The organism is Stenotrophomonas sp. MYb57 (genome assembly GCF_002966815.1).
Lineage (GTDB): Bacteria > Pseudomonadota > Gammaproteobacteria > Xanthomonadales > Xanthomonadaceae > Stenotrophomonas > Stenotrophomonas indicatrix.
Window position 1 is genome coordinate 2,330,878 of sequence record NZ_CP023271.1, and the last position, 16,057, is coordinate 2,346,934.

Consider the following 16,057-nt stretch of genomic DNA (forward strand, 5'->3'; position numbering starts at 1 on the left):
GCCATGCCCGGCGGGCTCCCCGCCCTCAGGCCAGCTGCCGGTCCACGGCCTCGACCATCGCCTTGCGGCTGAGCAGGAAGTCCCAGTAGCTGCCACCCAGCTGCCGCCACAGTACGGCGGCGCGCACGGCGGCCAGCAGCAGCGCGCGGATCTCGGCCACCACGCCGGCCTGGCCCAGGTAATGCGGGTTGCCCTGCACCATGACCCGCGGCTTGAGGTGGCTGATGGTGTCTGCATACAGGCCGCCCAGCGCGGCCAGAACATCCGGGTGGCCGCTGTCACCCAGCGCGGTGGCCTGGCGCTGGGCGCGCTCGATACCCGAGGCGACCTTGTTCACGGTGGCGCCGTCCTGCACGAACCGGCGCTCCAGCTGCAGTACCGACAGGGCCAGTTTGGGCAGGATCGGGTCCTGGCCCTGGCTGCGGAAATAATTGTGCAGCAGGCGCAGGCCGGATTTCAGGGCGTGCCGATCGCCAAAAACCGCCTGCGGCGAGGACGCATCGATGCGGAACACGCTGTCCACGGCAGTGCGCACGGCAGCGGCGTCGGAGTGGCCGGTATCGGCGATACGGCGTACCTGCTGCAGGGCCTGGGCAATGCCGGCCAAAGCCAGAACGCGGTCGTCGACAGTGAAACTCATGCAGCGATTACCTCAAAAGGAGAAGGGGTGGTGCGCAGGCGCTGTTCCAGCGGCGCGTCGGTGGCGGCGATCACCGCGCCACCCAGGCAGACCTCACCGTCATACAGCACCAGGGATTGCCCGGGGGTGACTGCACGCTGCGGCCGGGCGAAGGTGACCTGCACGCTGCCGTCGTCCAGCACGTCCACGGTGCACGGCTCATCGGGCTGGCGGTAGCGGGTCTGCGCGGTGCATTCAAAACGCCGTGCCGGTGGTGCGCCGGCAATCCAGTGCGCGGTCTCCGAGCGCAGCCGGTTGGACAGCATCCACGGGCTGTCACGGTCCTGGTCCACGTACAGCACGTTGCTGGCCACGTCCTTGCCGACCACATACCAGGGCGCGGCAGGGCGGCCGCGCACGCCGCCGATGTTCAGGCCTTCGCGCTGGCCCAGGGTGAAATAGAAGACGCCAGGATGTTCGGCGATCACGCTGCCATCGCTGGGATCGAGGATCTGCCCGGCCTTGGCCGGCAGGTAGCGTCCAAGGAACTCACGGAAATCGCGCTCGCCGATGAAGCAGATGCCGGTGGAGTCCTTCTTGGCATGGGTCGGCAGGCTGACGTCGCGGGCGATCCGGCGCAGGTCGCTCTTTTCCAGGTCACCAATCGGGAACAGGGTAGCCGCCAGCTGCTCCTGCCCAAGCTGGTGCAGGAAGTAGCTCTGGTCCTTGGAACGGTCGGCGCCACGCAGCAGCAGCCACTGATGGCCGCGCTGGGCAATGCGTGCGTAATGGCCGGTGGCGATCCGCTCGGCACCCAGTTCGCGGGCCGCATCAAGGAAGTGCTTGAACTTCACTTCGCGGTTGCACAGCACGTCCGGGTTGGGCGTGCGGCCGGCGGCGTATTCGGCCAGGAAGTGCTCGAACACGCCCTGCCAGTATTCGTTGGAGAAATCGCGGAAATGGAACGGAATGCCCAGCAGTCCGCAGACCGCTACCGCGTCGCGGCGGTCGTCCTCGGCGCGGCAGTCACCGCTGCCGTCGTCGGCCCAGTTCTGCATGAACAGACCGGCCACGGCCTCGCCCTGCTGCACCAGGCGCCAGGCAGCCACGGAAGAATCCACGCCGCCAGACACGCCAACCATCACCCGAGGGCTGCTCATGCGACCTCCCGGACCAGTGCAAGCGGATAGCGCTGGCCGGCCAGGTAGTCGGCCAGCACCTGCCAGACCAGCGGGCTGCGCTGGCGTCCGGCGGCGGCCTGCAGTTCGGCCGGGGTCATCCACAGCGCCCGATCGATGCCGGCATCCAGCGGCCGCGCCGGGTCGTGCGAGACCGGGCGCGCGGCATAACAGAAGCGCAGGAACGGGGTGCCGTCACCGGCGGTCCACTGGTAGCAGCCGATGAAGGCGGTCAGTTCCACCGTCCAGCCGGTTTCCTCGACGGTCTCGCGCAGGGCGGCCTCGGCCAGGCTTTCACCCGGCTCCAGATGCCCGGCCGGCTGGTTCAGCACCTGCCGGCCCTCGATGGTTTCTTCCACCAGCAGCACCCTGCCGCCGTCGACCACCACGGTGGCGACGGTTGCATGCGGTGCCCAGCGCGGGTCCGGCGAGGTGTTCAACTCAGAGATCGTCCTTCTTGGTCAGCTCCAGCTCCATCGCATCGGCGGTGCGGATGGCCGCATCGATGGCGTCGCTGAGCTGGTCGGAGGTGGCGTCGGCATCGATCTTCACCACGAACATCGCAGTCGATTCCTGCTTCACCCAGCCGCCCATCTTGGCGTCCTGCGAATCTTCCAGCAGGCGGTTGGCCACGGCCACCGGGAACTGCTTGGTCTGCGAGGTGTAGCCCGGCGACCAGATCTCGCGGATGTTGTGGGTACCGAAGTCTTCCACCGACGAGCGCACATAGACGATCTGGGTGCGATCGCCTTCGACATCGAACACCATCTGGTAATCGCCGTCTTCATCGACCTCGTAGGTGTAACCCAGCTTTTCCAAGTGACGGGCAACGGCCTTGTCGGCCTTCGTGCTGTCAGTGGTGGTCGCAGCGCCAGCGGTGCCCGCGGCAGCCAGGGCGATCAGCAGGGCGGAGAGAAGGGTCCTTTTCATGAAGATCCTGTGAAACCAAGTGTGTGGGAAGGTGCAATTGTGACGGCGGGCGCCCGTGCCGTCCATTCCACGCGGGGCCTACGCAAGGCCGTCGCACCCCTTATAATCGGCAGATGCCTCGCGAGTCCGCCCCCGATTCCCACCACGAGCACGGCGTTGCCGTGGAGCCCGCGCGCCCGGAAGTGGCGCCGCCGCCCTTCTATCAGGTCATGCTGCTCAACGACGACTACTCCCCGATGGATTTCGTCGTGGACGTCCTGCAGCAGTTCTTCAACATGGACCTGGACAAGGCCACCCAGGTGATGCTGCACGTCCACACCCGTGGCCGTGGCGTCTGCGGTGTGTTCACCCGCGAAGTGGCCGAAACCAAGGTGGCCCAGGTCAACGAGTACGCGCGGATGAACCAGCACCCGCTGCTGTGCACGATGGAGAAGGCCTGACCCTGGCGCGGCGTGCCCACCAAGGTGGGCACCTGCCAGGTTCGAGTCACGCCTCCGCCAGCGCCTGCACGGCCATCTCGGCCACCGCCTCATCGATGTCGGCCGGGTTGCCATCATCCCTGAACCACACCGCTGACAGGCCGGCACTGGCCGCGATCCAGCGCAGCAGCCGCGTGCGCTCGAGATCGGCCAGCCGGCAGACCTGTTCCACCCGGGCATGGAAGCGCTCGGGCCGTGTTGCCACATGGATGCCCGGCCCGCACAGGTCCGGGTTGCTGAACATCGTGGTGTAGTCGAACGCGCGGTCGCCCAGCAACCGCTTCGGGTCGATCGCCAGCCAGCCCCGCGCGCCGAAATCCAGCACGTTGTCGTGGTGCAGGTCGCCATGCAGGGGCCGGATCTCCTGCTCGTCCTCCAGCAGTGCCATCGCCAGCGATCTGCACTGTTCCAGCAATGGCGGCAGCGGTGCCCTTGGTTGCAGCAGATCGGCGAACCATCTACGCAGGCAGACCAGATCTTCTGGTGGCGCGCTCCGTGGCCGGTGCAGCTGCTGCAGGACCTGGCACAGGATCATGGTGCAGGCGTCGTCCTCGCCCTTGATCGAGCGTTGCCGCAGCGAATCGCCGTGCGCCCGTTCGATCAGGATCGCCGGCCCCTCGTGGGCCAGCAGGCGTGCGGCACCGTCGCCGTTCCACCAGCGCAGCAGGCGATGGCCGTTCTGTTCCTCTGTCTCCGTGCTCACCTTCAACATGGCCGCCTCGCCAGAGGCGGTCAGCACCGGCCAGAGCCGGGCATGGGGGGTACGGATCGAAGGACCATCACGTCGCAATCGCCAGCGGCTCAGGTAGGGTTCGCTCATGTGGGTGGGCTGTCCTGGAGTGAACGATGATCAAGCGTTTGGTAGTGCTAACGCCATCTGAACGTCGCAATCCGCTAGGGTGATGGAAATCGTGTAGTCAGGCCGCATATTGTCTCCAACTGCCGCCGGAGTAATCCATGTTCAGCAAAGACCTCGAACACACCATCGGCCAGTGCTACAAGCGCGCCCGTGAGGCCCGACATGAGTTCATGACGGTCGAACACCTGCTGTTGGCACTGCTCGACAACCCGTCCGCCCAGGCCGTATTGAAGGCTTGTGGTGCCGACGCCGACCGCCTGCGCCAGGAGCTGGAGCAGGCCATCGAGGCCTCCGTGTCCCGCCTGGCCGAAGATGACGGCCGCGATACCCAGCCCACGCTGGGCTTCCAGCGCGTGCTGCAGCGGGCCGTGTACCACGTGCAGTCCTCCGGCAAGAAGGAGGTCACCGGCGCCAACGTGCTGGTTGCCATCTTCGGCGAGAAGGACTCCCACGCGGTCTATTACCTCAACCAGCAGGATGTCACCCGGCTGGATGTGGTCAATTACCTGTCCCACGGCATCGCCAAGCTGGGCGAGGAAGGCGAGCAGCCGTCCTCCTCCGAGGGTGAGGGCCGCATGGAAGGGGGCGAAGGCGAGCCCAAGGGCGATGCCCTGACCGAGTTCGCCAGCAACCTCAACGAGCAGGCCCGTGCCGGTCGCATCGACCCGCTGGTCGGCCGTGCCGACGAGATCGAGCGCACCATCCAGGTCCTGTGCCGCCGCCGCAAGAACAACCCGCTGTACGTGGGCGAGGCCGGCGTCGGCAAGACCGCGATTGCCGAGGGCCTGGCCCGACGCATCGTTGAGGGTTCGGTGCCGGACGTGCTGGCCGATGCGGTCATCTATTCGCTCGACCTCGGCGCGCTGGTGGCCGGTACCAAATACCGTGGCGACTTCGAAAAGCGCCTGAAGGGCGTGCTGACCGCGTTGAAGAAGGTGCCCAATGCGGTGCTGTTCATCGACGAGATCCATACCATCATCGGCGCCGGTTCGGCGTCGGGCGGCACCATGGACGCCTCCAACCTGATCAAGCCGGCACTGGCGTCGGGCGAGCTGCGCTGCATCGGCTCGACCACCTTCCAGGAATACCGCGGCATCTTCGAGAAGGACCGGGCGCTGGCCCGTCGCTTCCAGAAGATCGACATCGTCGAGCCGACCGTGGGCGAAACCTACGAGATCCTGCAGGGCCTGAAGTCCAAGTACGAAGCCCACCACGGCGTCACCTACGCCGATGAAGCGCTGCAGGCCGCCGTCGACCTGTCGGTCAAGCACATCGCCGATCGCCTGCTGCCGGACAAGGCCATCGACGTGATCGATGAGGCCGGTGCCCGCCAGCGCCTGATGCCGGAAGGCCAGCGCAAGGAGCTGATCGACGTCGAGGAAGTCGAGGCCATCGTCGCCAAGATGGCGCGCATCCCGGCCAAGCAGGTCAGCGCCACCGACAAGGATGTGCTGCAGCACCTGGAGCGCAACCTGAAGATGGTGATCTTCGGCCAGGATCCTGCCATCGGCACCCTGGCGTCGGCCATCAAGCTGGCACGCTCGGGCCTGGGCAATCCGGAAAAGCCGATCGGCAACTTCCTGTTCGCCGGCCCCACCGGTGTCGGCAAGACCGAGGTGACCAAGCAGCTGGCGCTGCAGCTGGGCATCGAACTGGTCCGTTTCGACATGTCCGAATACATGGAGCCGCATTCGATCAGCCGCCTGATCGGTGCGCCCCCGGGCTACGTCGGCTTCGACCAGGGTGGCCTGCTGACCGAGAAGATCGTCAAGACGCCGCACTGCGTGCTGCTGCTGGATGAAATCGAGAAGGCGCACCCGGACATCTTCAACATCCTGTTGCAGGTAATGGACCGCGGCGTGCTGACCGACACCAACGGCCGCGAAGCCAACTTCAAGAACGTGGTGCTGGTGATGACGACCAACGCCGGCGCGGCGCAGGCCTCGCGGCGCTCGATCGGTTTCACCAAGCAGGACCACGCCACCGATGCGATGGAGACCATCCGTCGTGCGTTCACCCCGGAATTCCGCAACCGCCTCGATGCGGTGGTGCAGTTCCAGCCGCTGGGCTTCGAACACATCCTGCGCGTGGTGGACAAGTTCCTGATCGAACTGGAGATGCTGCTGCAGGAGAAGCACGTCAGCCTGTCGGCCACGCCGACTGCGCGCGACTGGCTGGCCCACCACGGTTTCGACCCGCTGATGGGTGCCCGCCCGATGGCGCGGGTGCTGCAGGACAAGGTGAAGCGCCCGCTGGCCGACGAACTGCTGTTCGGCAAGCTGGTCAACGGTGGCAAGGTCAGCATCGATGTGCGCAACGACGAGCTGGTGGTCGAGGCGCAGGCCGAGCCGGAACGGCTGCTGCCGGCCACGGTGGAGTAAGGATGTGCCGGGCAGCGCCCGGCAACGGAAGCAACGACAGGGCGGCGCAGGCTGCCCTTGTCGTGTCAGCTCCTCAGCGGCTGCGCTGGCGGGCCATGCGCTTGAAGGTGGCAGCTTCGAGGGGTTCGATCCGCTCGACCGTGCAGCTGGCGCGGTCGGTCTTCAGTACGCTGCGTGAGCCGGCGCACAGCTGGTTGCTTTCGCCCTGGGTTTCAAAGGCCAGCCGCCGCGAGGTCACGGCGCCGTTGCAGGAGGCTTTGAACACCACGCGGTAGTGCTGGTCACCATTGCGCAGCAGCACATCGCGATCAGCGCCGGCGCGGACGATCTGTTGGTCTTCGCTCAAGGCAATGCAGCTGTCACCGGCGCTTGCCGACGGCGTGTCGGCGGCCTGGGCGGCGGGTGCGATCAGGGCGGCAGTGCTGAGTACCAGGGCGGCGAAGCCAGCGGGCAGGGAGGTCACGTTCATGGCAGGGGCAGGGGATGGCGATCCGGACTGGATCGGATGCCACGATGACGCCGCCGCTGCGAATGCGAATCTGCCGCAAGCATGGCTGACCGATGTCACGGTGCATTCGGTCAGGGTGCCGTCCGGCAGGGCCGGATTGCAGGCATGACAAAAGGCCAGCGTCCAGGGCTGGCCTTGTCGAGGTGGCGCAACGCGCCAGCCGCTTACTTCATTCGGTAGGTGATACGACCCTTGGTCAGGTCGTACGGGGTCATTTCAACCTTGACCCGGTCACCGGTGAGGATGCGGATGTAGTTCTTGCGCATGCGGCCGGAGATGTGGGCGATGATTTCGTGCCCATTTTCCAGACGAACGCGGAAAGTGGTGTTCGGCAGCGTCTCGCTGACGGTGCCCTCGAACTCGATGGAATCGTCTTTCGACATGTAGTCCTGTGCGGTTCAGAAAACGGCCACGCTGGGCCTAAGGCGCAGCATTTTACGCGTCAAACGCCCAGCTTGCAAAGATTGTGTTATTCCCCGGCAAAATCGGCTGCCTGCACGCGCCCGACGAGCCGGGTCCAGGCGCCTTCCCGGCCCGGCGCCTGTACCGCGCTGCGGACCTGCTGCAGAAACGGCGCGCGCGGCAGATGCTCGGCGCCCATGCGCAGCAGATGCGGATTTTCCACCTGCGCATCGATCAGTGGCCAACCCCAGCCGTGAAGCGTGCGTGCCAGTGCGGCCAGCGCCACCTTGGAGCCGCCACTTTCGCCACTGAACATGCTTTCACCGAAGAACATCGCGCCGATGGCCACGCCATAGATGCCGCCGACCAGCGTCTGCCGATCCCACACCTCGAAGGAATGTGCGAAACCCAGGTCGTGCAGCTGGCTGTAGGCATCCACCATCGCCGGGCTGATCCAGGTGCCGTCCTGGCCGGGGCGGGGCGCGCTGGCGCAGGCACGCATCACCTGGCTGAAGGCGGTATCGGCGGTCACTTCCCAGCGGTTGCCGCGCAGCTGCCGGCGGAACCTGCTGCTCAGGTGCACGCCGTCGGTACGGAACACCATGCGCGGGTCCGGCGACCACCACAGGATCGGCTCGCCTTCACTGAACCACGGAAAGATGCCGCCGGCATAGGCATTGAGCAGGCGCAGCGGGTGCAGGTCGCCGCCCACCGCAAGCAGGCCATCGGGTTGGCGCAGCGCTGTCTCGGCCGGCGGGAAGGGGGCATCCGGCGCATCGGCCAGGCGCCAGGGCAACTGACGGGTCATGCCGGCATTGTATTCGTCGTATTCGTCGTGGCGATGCGCGATGTCTGGCACCATCACGCACTACCGGCAAGGAGCCCCGCATGAGCGATCCGATCACCGCCATCCTCGATGCGCACGATGCGCCGCGCACACGCAATGACAGCCTGGCCATGCTGTTGACCCTGGCCAGCGAAGACCGTCCCCAGCTTGGCGCGCTGCTGCTGCGGGCGCTGGACCGCCCCTCGCCCGGCTCCACCTTCCTCGACACCGCCCTGGATTTGCTGCCGGACGAGGCTGTCGCTCCGGTCTGTATTGACGCCTGGCGGCGCTATCGTGACGGCGAGCGCGGCGAGCTGCTGACCAGCGTGCTGGAGTTTGCCAGCTACCAGGCGCCGCACACGCTGCAGGACGATTGGGAGGCGCTGCTGGAGGTCGCCATCGAGGATGACATCCAGCTGGCCTCGCAGGTCTGGCAGGCATTGCCGCCGTCGGTTGCGACTGACTGGGCGCATCGGTTGACCGAGGCAGACGACGATCGCGAACTGGAGCGGGCCAAGGCAGTGCTGCTGGCCACCCAGCCGGAGACCTATGCCGCCGCCCGTGGCTACCTGGCCGACTGGAGCGACCTGGATGCCGAGGTCTGGGCGCACTGGGCGGGCTTGGCCGATGGCCCGCGTCTGCGCCATCTGCATGGCCGGCAACCGCTGCACCTGCGCTTCGGGCGCGAACAGCATCGTGCACAGGTGGCCGAAGAGCCTGCCTGGCGCAAGCGGATCTGGCGGCTGCATCCCACCTGGAATGGCGGGCAGGTGCGTCACGCCGGGCGCATGGGCGGGCTGCTCGATGCCTTGTGCGGCAGCTGTCATGCGCCGCTGCAGCGTCTGCTGCAGACCGATGCTGCGGCGCTGCAGCCGGACGCGGAGGGTGAGGTCACGCTAGGGCTGTGCCTGGACTGCTGTGGCTGGGAAGACCCGCCCGTGCGTTTCTATCGGCACGATGCACAAGGCATGCCGCGCTGCCACCCCAGCCAGCACTGCCAGGTGCCGATCAATCCCACCGACAGCGGCGACCTGCTGCAGGCCGAAGTGGGTCTTGCCGCGATGGACAGCCATCGCTGGCAGCAGCAGGACTGGGGTCAGTCCAATCACCGGCAGAACCTGTCGCGGGTGGGTGGCGCACCGAGCTGGGTGCAGAGCGCGCACTACCCGGCGTGCATCGATTGCGGCGAGCAGATGCCTTTTGTGATGCAGCTGGACTCAACGTTGCCGACTAACAATGAAGGCATGTTGCTGTGGGGTAGTGGCGGCATGCTCTACAGCTTCTGGTGCGCGAAGTGCCGGGTGAGCGGGCACTTCTGGCAGTGCACCTGAGCGCCGCATCCCCGCCATTGCCGTGGTAGATGCCAACCTTGGTTGGCGCGCTTCTCCGACGCTACGGTTCCGCGCGGAACGGGCCATGCCCCTGCAGCTCCTGCTGATAGCGCCGCACATCCCGCCGCTCCTGCCGGCACCAGTCGCGCAGTGCCTCGGCAAACTCCGCATCGGCCACCCAGTGCCGGCTGCGCACGATGGTGGGCAGGAAGCCGCGTGCCAGCTTGTGCTCGCCCTGCGCACCCGGCTCGAAGCGGGCCACGCCCTCGCGCAGGCAGTACTCGATGCCCTGGTAGTAGCAGGCCTCGAAGTGCAGGCCGGGCAGGGTGGCACCGCCCCAGTAGCGGCCGTACAGCGTGTCGCCACCGCGCAGGCACAACGCGCCGGCAATCGGTTCGCCGTCCTGTTCGGCCAGGAACAGCACCAGCCCGCGCCCCAGTGAAACCGCCAGATGGCGCAGGAACGCTTCGGTCAGCGCTGGCGCGTTGCCGTATTCCAGGAACGTCTGGAGGTAGAAGCGGTACATCGCCTGCAGATCGGCGCGGGTGGCCTCATCGCCATGCACCACCCGGAAGCTGATGCCCTGGCGGCCGACCTTGGCGCGCTCCTGGCGGATGTTCTTGCGGTGCTTGTGGTCCATCGCGCCCAGGAACTCTTCGAACGTCACCCAGTCACCCGGGTTCTGCCACTGGAACTGGATGTCCTCGCGCAGCAGCCAGTCGTCATCGAAGATTGTTTCGTCAGCCGCTGTGTGGAAGTTGATGTGTGCTGATGACACATCCAGCACAGGCAACTGTTCGCGCAGTGCCGTCAGCAGGGCGGTGCGCTGCGCATCGTCACGGGCCAGCAGGCGCGGGCCGGTCACCGGCGAGTACGGCACCGCGCCGAGCCACTTCGGGTAGTAGTCGCGTCCGTGCCGCGCATAGGCATTGGCCCAGGCGTGGTCGAACACGAACTCACCGTGGGAATTGGTCTTCAGGTAGCCGGGAACGGCGCCGACCAGGGCATCACCGTCCCAGAGGGTGAAGTGCCGCGGCTGCCAGCCCCAGTCCTCGCGCAGGCAGCCGTAGGTTTCCAGGCCGGACAGGAAGGCGTGGCTGACGAATGGATTGCGGCCATCGTGCAGGGTATCCCAGGCGGTGGCGGGAACGGTCTGCAGGGAGTCGAGGAAGCGGGCGGTGGGCATGGTTGGCAAGGATAGGCCAGGTGGATCACGAACGGTGTTGGCGGGGCTGGGTTGGTTTGTTCTGGTTGGGGATGAGGGAAGTTTGAAATGTCCATCGGTGTGCGCCTGATGCGGAATCGCTGGCGCACGGCTGGGCAGGGTGGCGGGGCGCTGCATGAGCGGCGTGTATCCCACCACATGGAGAAATCAATAATGAAGGGATTGAAGCTTGGGTCTACTGTGGTCGCGTGTAGCTTGTTCTTCGCGTCACCTGTGTTCGCTTCTGAAACTCAGTCAACGAAAGTGGTTGAGGATCCGGGTGTGTACGCGGAGGTGATCGCGCTGCTGGAACGTGAAGCCGCGAGCCAGCTGACGCGTCATCTGCAGGAGCGGGGTGAGCTGCGACAAGTCAGCGTGAGCATCCGACTTGATATGAAGACAAGATCAATGAAGATCAGCTTCGGTCCTGGATACCTTCCCGGGCCCGAAGGTAGTTATGACGAGCTCTTCCTGATTCCGATGGCGTCCACATTGAGGTTCTACGCTGAAAAGTCGGGGCTGGATGTGAACGACATTGATTTCCTCTTTGATGGGAAAGCCCTTGAGGAGTATTACCCCGAAGATCTGGCCGTTCCGCCACAGGTACGGGCGAAGTCCACGCACACCTCAGCTCTGATCTCGGCAAGTCATGGCTACATCAGCCTCCATCCAAGCAGAGAGTGGAAATTCCAGCGACCGGCGCCTCTCGGCGTCCAGGAGGACACGCTGAGTCCAGCATATGGCGACGAACTGCAAGGGTTGATCGAACAGCGTAGCGGTTTGACGGTACACCGGGCACGGAGTCGCTCGACGGAACTCCATCCGGAATCCGGAAAGCCATGGGAGCACATGTCATCCCGCTACCATCTAAAGGCGCTTTTTCCCGAGCGCACCGACATGTGGAATGAATATCCGAACAGCCCAGAGTCTGCTCGCGAAAAGGACGAGGACATAAGGGCTCGCCCCAACTACGCCAATCATCTGGGGGTGGACGTGATGCTGAGCCTGCACACCAATGGCAGCGATTCAGCCAGTGTGCGTGGTGCCGAGGTCTACTATCACCGGGAAAAACCGCAGGATAAGCCCTTGGCGGACAGCATCCTGTGCGGCATGAGAGAGGTGATCCATGCGCAGCCCGGGTACGAGAGTTTTCCAGTTCGAGCCGAATCAGTTGCTGAAGGCCACGGTGAGAACCGCATTGGCACGATGCCGTCGGTGATCGTCGAGACGGCCTATCACTCCAATCCGGAGGATGTTGCGGCACTGCAGGATCCCGTCTTCCGGTCTGCTGCCATGAAGGGTGTTGAGAAGGGGTATCGGTTGTGGGCGACCGGAAAGTCCTGCGAGCCACTGACGTTGGCGCCCATCGCAGATGTTGAGATTCCCACACAGTCAGCCAGGGAGATCGAGCTTGGCTATCAGGGCAACCCTCAGTATCCGGTCACCATCGAGTTCACCTCCGCATCATGTTCCAAACCCGGCGCGTGCACGCCAACCAGAACGCTGTTCGAAGATCCCACCAAGCCGATCAGGGCAGAACTGACGTGCAAAGGATCCAACCCAGGGGTCGCCCGCTGGAGCGTTGTGCTCCGGGATGCGGATGGTGTCGCAACACCGCCTGTCGTATTCCAGCACTCGTGTGTGCAGGTCTGAGCGTCGGTTTGGTGTTCTCTACAGAGGCGGGTAAATAGCCCCCAAAAAAACGGGCGCTTTCGCGCCCGTCCCGAGTCGAGCCCAGCTCGACTCCCCAGTGCCGGGCCAGCCTCAGCTGGCCTTGCCCTGTGCATCCAGGTAACGCTCTGCGTCCAGTGCGGCCATGCAACCGAAGCCGGCCGAGGTGATCGCCTGGCGATAGTGCTGGTCGGCCACGTCGCCGGCGGCGAACACGCCTTCCACCGAGGTCTGGGTGGCGTTACCGCCCAGGCCCGAACGGATTTCCAGGTAGCCGTTGTTCATGGTCAGCTGGCCGTCGAACAGCTGGGTATTCGGGTGGTGGCCGATGGCCACGAAGAAGCCGTGGGCATCGATGTCGCGGGTGCTGCCGTCCAGGGTCGACTTCACGCGCACGCCGGTCACGCCGGCCTCGTTGCCCAGCACTTCCTCCACCTGGTGGTGCCAGACGGTTTCGATCTTGCCGGCTTCAACCTTGGCGAACAGCTTGTCCTGCATGATCTTTTCCGCCTTCAGGGTGTCGCGGCGGTGGACCAGGTAGACCTTGCGGGCGATGTTGGACAGGTACAGCGCTTCTTCCACGGCGGTGTTGCCGCCGCCGACCACGACCACGTCCTGGTCACGGTAGAAGAAGCCGTCGCAGGTGGCGCAGGCGGAGACGCCGCGGCCCTTGAACTCGTCTTCGGTCGGGATGCCCAGGTACTTGGCGGTCGCGCCGGTGGAGATGATCAGGGCGTCGCAGGTGTACTCGTGGCTGTCGCCGATCAGCTTGAACGGGCGCTGCGACAGGTCCGCGGTATGGATGTGGTCGAAGATGACCTCGGTCTCGAAGCGCTCTGCGTGCGCCTGCATGCGCGCCATCAGGTCCGGGCCCATCAGGCCATGGGCGTCACCCGGCCAGTTGTCCACTTCGGTGGTGGTCATCAGCTGGCCACCCTGCTGCAGGCCGGTGATGACGACCGGCTTCAGGTTGGCGCGGGCAGCGTAGACGGCAGCGGTCCAACCGGCCGGGCCGGAACCGAGGATGACAAGACGCTGGTGGCGGGAGGGCAGGCTGGTGCTCATGTAGACTCGCGAAAAGGTAGATGGGACAAGGCGCGGCGATGTTTGCACAGCATCCTTGGCTGGTCATAGAGTGGCGGCTGGGGCAGGGCGATTCAAGCCGATGAACAGAACAGCGCCATCCACGGGCGGTTTCAGGCCCTGTCCTCGCTTGCGCGGCAACGGATAACTGAAAACTGACGCCGTCTCGTTTATTATCAAACACTAACAGCGCATTCCAAAGGTATGGTCTAAGGTGGCGAAGCAGGTCCCCGAACGCTCCAAGTCCGACGACAAAAAGGCATCGCGTCGCTCGGCGGCAGCGGCCACGACCGACAACCCACGCCGTCAGCGCCTGTGGCGCGACCTGGGTCTGATCGCCATCGCGCCGGCGCTGCTGTATCTGGCTGCCAGCCTTTTCACCTATTCAGCGACGGACCCGGGCTGGTCACACACCGGCAGCGTGGTTGCGCCGGTACACAACATGGGCGGCCGCGCGGGCGCGTGGATCGCCGACGTGCTGCTGCAGCTGTTCGGCTACATCGCCTTCCTGCTGCCGGTGGTGCTGGGCGCGCTGGCCTGGATCGCAATGTTCGGCCTCAAGCGTGAGAGCAAGGGCGAGAACGATCTGGACCCCGCGTTGCGGCTGGTTGGCCTGGTCGGCTTCCTGATCGCCGGCACCGGTTTCCTGCACGTGCGCTTGTTCAGTGGCGACGTCTCCCATGCAGGCGGCATTCTCGGCAAGCTGGTCGGCAATTCGCTCAGCGTGGGCTTTGGCGCGCTGGGCGCGAACCTGTTCGTGCTGGTGTTGCTGCTGGCCTCGATCACCCTAGCCACGGGCCTGTCGTGGTTCGTGGTGATGGAGAAGATCGGCCGCGGCGTGATGTCGCTGGCACCGTTGCTGGAGCGCAAGAAGGAGCAGGCCACCGAATGGCAGCAGACCCGCGTCCTGCGCGAGGAACGCCAGGAAGTGCGCAAGGCCGATGCCGAAGTGCGCGCCAAGCGCGAGCCGGTGAAGATCGAGCCGCGCCCGGAGCCGGTGATCGAAAAGAGCGACCGGGCCAAGCGCGACAACCAGATCCCGATGTTCCGTGGCGTCAATGGCGACGGCTCGGACCTGCCGCCGCTGGCCCTGCTGGATGATCCCAAGCCGCAGCCCGTGGGCTATGACAAGGACACCCTGGACGCGCTGTCGCGGCAGATCGAGTTCAAGCTCAAGGACTTCCGCATCGATGCACAGGTGGTCGGCGCCAACCCCGGCCCGGTCATCACCCGCTTCGAGATCGAGCCGGCGCCGGGCATCAAGGTCAGCCAGATCAGTTCGCTGGACAAGGACATCGCCCGCGGCCTGTCGGTCAAGTCGGTACGTGTGGTCGATGTGATTCCGGGCAAATCGGTGATCGGCCTGGAAATCCCCAACGTCACCCGCGAGATGATCTACCTGTCCGAGCTGCTGCGCTCGAAGGAGTACGACAAGTCGGCCAGTTCGCTGACCCTCGCGCTGGGCAAGGACATCGCCGGTCGCTCGACCGTGGCCGACCTGGCGCGCATGCCGCACCTGCTGGTGGCCGGTACCACCGGTTCGGGCAAGTCGGTGGCGGTCAACGCGATGGTGTTGAGCCTGCTGTTCAAGGCGTCGCCGAAAGACCTGCGGATGCTGATGATCGACCCGAAGATGCTCGAACTGAGCGTCTACCAGGGCATTCCGCATCTGCTGGCGCCGGTGGTCACCGACATGAAGGAGGCCGCCAACGGCCTGCGCTGGTGCGTGGCCGAGATGGAGCGCCGCTACAAGCTGATGAGCGCGGTGGGCGTGCGCAACCTGGCCGGCTTCAACAAGAAGGTGAAGGACGCCCAGGACGCCGGCCAGCCGATGATGGACCCGCTGTTCAAGCCGAACCCGGAGCTGGGCGAGGCGCCGCGCCCGCTGGAGACGCTGCCGTTCATCGTCATCTTCATCGACGAATTCGCCGACATGATGATGATCGTCGGCAAGAAGGTCGAAGAGCTGATCGCGCGACTGGCGCAGAAGGCACGTGCGGCCGGCATCCACCTGATCCTGGCCACCCAGCGCCCGTCGGTTGACGTCATCACCGGCCTGATCAAGGCCAACATTCCCACCCGCATCGCCTTCCAGGTCAGCTCGAAGATCGATTCGCGCACCATCCTCGACCAGTCCGGCGCCGAGACGCTGCTCGGTCACGGCGACATGCTGTACCTGCCGCCGGGCACGGCGATGCCCGAGCGTGTGCACGGCGCCTTCGTGTCCGATGAGGAAGTGCATCGCGTGGTCGAGCACCTCAAGGCAATGGGGCCGGCGGACTATGTCGACGGCGTGCTGGACGAAGTACAGACGATGGGCGATGGCGTGGTGGTCGGTGCGACCGGCCTGCCGGAGACCAGTTCCGGCGGCGGCGATGAGTCCGACCCGTTGTACGACGAAGCGCTGCGCGTGGTCACCGAGACCCGCCGCGCGTCGATTTCCGGTGTGCAGCGTCGCCTGAAGATTGGCTACAACCGCGCGGCACGACTGATCGAGGCCATGGAAGCGGCCGGTGTGGTCAGTCCGCCCGAGCACAACGGCGACCGCACGGTGCTGGCACCGCCGCCGCCGAAGTAAGCCAAGCC

The 16,057-nt window shown here is 65.4% G+C and carries 15 protein-coding genes; 5 read left to right on the forward strand and 10 right to left on the reverse strand.

The genetic code is table 11. The features are described 5' to 3' along the window. Positions 1 to 25 precede the first annotated feature (25 nt). From hflD to CLM74_RS10740, 4 genes are read right to left on the reverse strand one after another with little or no spacing between them, the layout of a single operon-like run. The gene (hflD, locus tag CLM74_RS10725) at positions 26 to 640 is read right to left on the reverse strand and encodes a high frequency lysogenization protein HflD (RefSeq protein ID WP_105164014.1); all 615 of its coding nucleotides are present in this window, start codon (positions 638 to 640) and stop codon (positions 26 to 28) included. Continuing rightward, positions 637 to 1,779 carry a tRNA 2-thiouridine(34) synthase MnmA gene (gene mnmA / locus CLM74_RS10730; protein ID WP_025879124.1) on the reverse strand — a complete coding sequence of 381 codons (1,143 nt, stop codon included), beginning with the start codon at positions 1,777 to 1,779 and terminating at the stop codon, positions 637 to 639. Before mnmA ends, hflD begins: the two co-directional genes overlap by 4 nt. After that, the gene (locus CLM74_RS10735) at positions 1,776 to 2,237 is read right to left on the reverse strand and encodes an NUDIX hydrolase (protein WP_025879125.1); all 462 of its coding nucleotides are present in this window, start codon (positions 2,235 to 2,237) and stop codon (positions 1,776 to 1,778) included. The genes mnmA and CLM74_RS10735 overlap by 4 nt, the downstream gene beginning before the upstream one ends. 1 nt (position 2,238) lies before the next feature. Beyond that, positions 2,239 to 2,727: a hypothetical protein gene (locus CLM74_RS10740; protein WP_025879126.1), complete on the reverse strand. Its 489-nt coding sequence runs from the start codon at positions 2,725 to 2,727 to the stop codon at positions 2,239 to 2,241. Between the two features lie 113 nt (positions 2,728 to 2,840). Here CLM74_RS10740 and clpS point away from each other — a divergent pair, with 113 nt between their 5' ends. Next, positions 2,841 to 3,167: an ATP-dependent Clp protease adapter ClpS gene (gene clpS / locus CLM74_RS10745; RefSeq protein ID WP_025879127.1), complete on the forward strand. Its 327-nt coding sequence runs from the start codon at positions 2,841 to 2,843 to the stop codon at positions 3,165 to 3,167. Between the two features lie 46 nt (positions 3,168 to 3,213). Here the strand turns inward: clpS and CLM74_RS10750 are convergent, their stop codons facing one another. Continuing rightward, positions 3,214 to 4,026 (reverse strand): APH(6) family putative aminoglycoside O-phosphotransferase, encoded by an 813-nt coding sequence (locus CLM74_RS10750; protein WP_105164015.1) that lies wholly within the window; start codon positions 4,024 to 4,026, stop codon positions 3,214 to 3,216. Between the two features lie 137 nt (positions 4,027 to 4,163). Here CLM74_RS10750 and clpA point away from each other — a divergent pair, with 137 nt between their 5' ends. Then, positions 4,164 to 6,446, forward strand: coding sequence for an ATP-dependent Clp protease ATP-binding subunit ClpA (gene clpA, locus CLM74_RS10755; protein ID WP_032974818.1), 2,283 nt, complete (start codon positions 4,164 to 4,166; stop codon positions 6,444 to 6,446). A 73-nt stretch (positions 6,447 to 6,519) separates the two neighbouring features. On the opposite strand, the gene CLM74_RS10760 is transcribed toward clpA, so the two are convergent. From CLM74_RS10760 to aat, 3 genes are all read right to left on the reverse strand, one after another. Further along, entirely contained in the window at positions 6,520 to 6,915 is a 396-nt protein-coding gene (locus CLM74_RS10760) for a hypothetical protein (protein WP_105164016.1), read from the reverse strand. Positions 6,916 to 7,118: 203 nt separating this feature from the next. Continuing rightward, complete coding sequence (gene infA, locus CLM74_RS10765; protein ID WP_005409596.1) at positions 7,119 to 7,337, reverse strand: translation initiation factor IF-1; 219 nt, start codon at positions 7,335 to 7,337, stop codon at positions 7,119 to 7,121. A gap of 86 nt (positions 7,338 to 7,423) precedes the next feature. Beyond that, positions 7,424 to 8,164: a leucyl/phenylalanyl-tRNA--protein transferase gene (aat, locus tag CLM74_RS10770; protein WP_105164986.1), complete on the reverse strand. Its 741-nt coding sequence runs from the start codon at positions 8,162 to 8,164 to the stop codon at positions 7,424 to 7,426. An 80-nt stretch (positions 8,165 to 8,244) separates the two neighbouring features. On the opposite strand from aat, the gene CLM74_RS10775 reads away from it, so the two are divergent. Continuing rightward, positions 8,245 to 9,513 carry a hypothetical protein gene (locus CLM74_RS10775; protein ID WP_105164017.1) on the forward strand — a complete coding sequence of 423 codons (1,269 nt, stop codon included), beginning with the start codon at positions 8,245 to 8,247 and terminating at the stop codon, positions 9,511 to 9,513. Between the two features lie 61 nt (positions 9,514 to 9,574). Here the strand turns inward: CLM74_RS10775 and CLM74_RS10780 are convergent, their stop codons facing one another. Next, on the reverse strand, positions 9,575 to 10,699 hold the full coding sequence (locus tag CLM74_RS10780) for a GNAT family N-acetyltransferase (protein ID WP_105164018.1): 1,125 nt from the start codon (positions 10,697 to 10,699) through the stop codon (positions 9,575 to 9,577). Between the two features lie 87 nt (positions 10,700 to 10,786). Between CLM74_RS10780 and CLM74_RS10785 the strand changes: the two genes are divergently transcribed. Further along, positions 10,787 to 12,370 carry an N-acetylmuramoyl-L-alanine amidase gene (locus CLM74_RS10785; protein ID WP_105164019.1) on the forward strand — a complete coding sequence of 528 codons (1,584 nt, stop codon included), beginning with the start codon at positions 10,787 to 10,789 and terminating at the stop codon, positions 12,368 to 12,370. 111 nt (positions 12,371 to 12,481) lie between these two features. On the opposite strand, the gene trxB is transcribed toward CLM74_RS10785, so the two are convergent. Continuing rightward, positions 12,482 to 13,453 carry a thioredoxin-disulfide reductase gene (trxB, locus tag CLM74_RS10790; protein ID WP_025877237.1) on the reverse strand — a complete coding sequence of 324 codons (972 nt, stop codon included), beginning with the start codon at positions 13,451 to 13,453 and terminating at the stop codon, positions 12,482 to 12,484. A gap of 232 nt (positions 13,454 to 13,685) precedes the next feature. On the opposite strand from trxB, the gene CLM74_RS10795 reads away from it, so the two are divergent. Next, entirely contained in the window at positions 13,686 to 16,049 is a 2,364-nt protein-coding gene (locus CLM74_RS10795) for a DNA translocase FtsK (RefSeq protein ID WP_033831062.1), read from the forward strand. Positions 16,050 to 16,057: the final 8 nt, after the last annotated feature.

Bases quoted from the DNA above. Each gene is read 5' to 3' on its own strand.
- hflD (WP_105164014.1), bottom strand. From the start codon at position 640: ATGAGTTTCACTGTCGACGACCGCGTTCTGGCTTTGGCCGGCATTGCC.
- CLM74_RS10780 (WP_105164018.1), bottom strand. From the start codon at position 10,699: ATGCCCACCGCCCGCTTCCTCGACTCCCTGCAGACCGTTCCCGCCACC.
- trxB (WP_025877237.1), bottom strand. From the start codon at position 13,453: ATGAGCACCAGCCTGCCCTCCCGCCACCAGCGTCTTGTCATCCTCGGT.
- CLM74_RS10740 (WP_025879126.1), bottom strand. From the start codon at position 2,727: ATGAAAAGGACCCTTCTCTCCGCCCTGCTGATCGCCCTGGCTGCCGCG.
- CLM74_RS10775 (WP_105164017.1), top strand. From the start codon at position 8,245: ATGAGCGATCCGATCACCGCCATCCTCGATGCGCACGATGCGCCGCGC.
- CLM74_RS10785 (WP_105164019.1), top strand. From the start codon at position 10,787: ATGTCCATCGGTGTGCGCCTGATGCGGAATCGCTGGCGCACGGCTGGG.
- CLM74_RS10760 (WP_105164016.1), bottom strand. From the start codon at position 6,915: ATGAACGTGACCTCCCTGCCCGCTGGCTTCGCCGCCCTGGTACTCAGC.
- CLM74_RS10750 (WP_105164015.1), bottom strand. From the start codon at position 4,026: ATGAGCGAACCCTACCTGAGCCGCTGGCGATTGCGACGTGATGGTCCT.
- mnmA (WP_025879124.1), bottom strand. From the start codon at position 1,779: ATGAGCAGCCCTCGGGTGATGGTTGGCGTGTCTGGCGGCGTGGATTCT.
- clpA (WP_032974818.1), top strand. From the start codon at position 4,164: ATGTTCAGCAAAGACCTCGAACACACCATCGGCCAGTGCTACAAGCGC.
- infA (WP_005409596.1), bottom strand. From the start codon at position 7,337: ATGTCGAAAGACGATTCCATCGAGTTCGAGGGCACCGTCAGCGAGACG.
- clpS (WP_025879127.1), top strand. From the start codon at position 2,841: ATGCCTCGCGAGTCCGCCCCCGATTCCCACCACGAGCACGGCGTTGCC.
- aat (WP_105164986.1), bottom strand. From the start codon at position 8,164: ATGACCCGTCAGTTGCCCTGGCGCCTGGCCGATGCGCCGGATGCCCCC.